This is a genomic window from Ruminococcus callidus ATCC 27760 (genome assembly GCF_000468015.1).
GTDB classification, from domain to species: Bacteria; Bacillota; Clostridia; order Oscillospirales; family Ruminococcaceae; genus Ruminococcus_C; species Ruminococcus_C callidus.
The window spans coordinates 3,070-4,738 of sequence record NZ_KI260345.1; the positions used below are offsets into that span (position 1 = coordinate 3,070).

Below are 1,669 nucleotides of genomic sequence, written 5' to 3' on the forward strand. Positions count from 1 at the left end.
GCGTAGAATCGCAGGAAACCGTAATTTCAAGCGAATCGCCGCAGCCAAAAAATGCAAAATCTCCGATGCTTGTGACACTTTCCGGAATTTCAATGCTTGCTAAATTTCTGCAATTGGAAAACGCACCCTCTCCGATGCTTGTGACACCTTCTGGAATTTCAATGCTTGTTAAACTGCTGCAATCGAAAAACGCATAATCTCCGATGCTTGTGATGCCATCTTCAATCACAACTTTTTTTACGCTGGCTTTCTTCTGGGCTGCAGGGCTATTGTTAGTACCATAATTCTTCATTGCTCCTGTGCCGCTGATGGCCATTGTTCCCTCAGCGTCCAGTGTCCAGGTCAGGTTGCCTTCGTTCCAGCGGATTACAACTTTGTCTGCAACTTCACCGAAATTTTCGCTTGTCAGCGTAGAGCCATTTTCAAGAAGTACCTCGGTCAGAGCAGTACAGCCGGAAAATGCATAAGTTCCGATGCTTGTGACACTACCTGGAATCGTGATGTCTGTCAAGCTGCTGCAATACTTAAACGCATAATTTCCGATGCTTGTAACACTCTCTGGAATCGTAATACTTGTCAAGCTGCTGCAATCTCGAAACACATTATTTCCGATGCTTGTGACGCTACTTGGTATCGTGATGCCTGTCAAGCTGCTGCACTCAAAAAACGCATAATCTCCGATGCTTGTGACACTACCTGGAATCGTGATGTCTGTCAAGCGGATGCAACTGCAAAACGCAAAATTTCCGATGCTTGCGACACTACCTGGAATTTCGATGCTTTCTAAGACAGTGCAATCGAAAAACGCAAAATCTACGATATTTGTAATGCCATCTTCAATCACAACTTTTTTTACGCTGTCTTTCTTCTGGGCTGCAGGGCTACTGCCAGCACCATACTCCTTCATCGCCCCTGTGCCGCTGATGGTCAGTGTGCCGTCGGCGGTGAGTGTCCAGGTCAGATTGTCTTCGTTCCAGCGGGTTACAACTTTGTTTGCAACTTCACCGAAATTTTCGCTTGTCAGCGTAGAGCCGCCTTCAAGAAGCACCTCGGTCAGAGCAGTACAGCCGTCAAACACATTGCTTCCGATACTGGTGACACTCTTTGGAATGGTGATGCTAGTTAAGTCAGTGCAACTCTCAAACGCAGATTCTCCGATGCTTGTGACACTACTTGGAATCGTGATGTCTGTTAAGCTGCTGCAACCGGAAAACGCACCATTTCCGATGCTTGTGACACTACTTGGAATCGTGATGCCTGTTAAGCTGCTGCAACCGGAAAACGCACCATTTCCGATGCTTGTGACACTACCTGGAATCGTGATGTCTGTCAAACTTCTGCAATCGGAAAACGCAGAATCTCCGATGCTCGTAACGTCCTCTTCAATCACAACTTTTTTTATGTTGCTATTGTCGCATGCAGGGCTATCGTAAGAGTAATCCTTCATCGCCCCTGAGCCGCTGATGGTCATTGTGCCGTCGGCGGTGAGTGTCCAGGTCAGATCGCCTTCGTTCCAGTAGGTTCCGATTATGCTTTCGTCTACGCCGAGGTTTCCGCTCGTCAGCTTAGAGCCGTTTTCAAGAAACACCTCGGTCAGCTTGTAGCAACTGAAAAACACAAACTCTCCGATGCTTGTGACACCTTCTGGAATTTCGATACTGGTTAAGCC

The 1,669-nt window shown here is 47.2% G+C and carries 1 protein-coding gene; it reads right to left on the minus strand.

The window, feature by feature from the left end; all coding sequences use genetic code 11:
* On the minus strand, nucleotides 1-1,669 hold a 1,669-nt coding region (locus RUMCAL_RS04400; protein ID WP_021681364.1), incomplete at both ends, for a leucine-rich repeat domain-containing protein.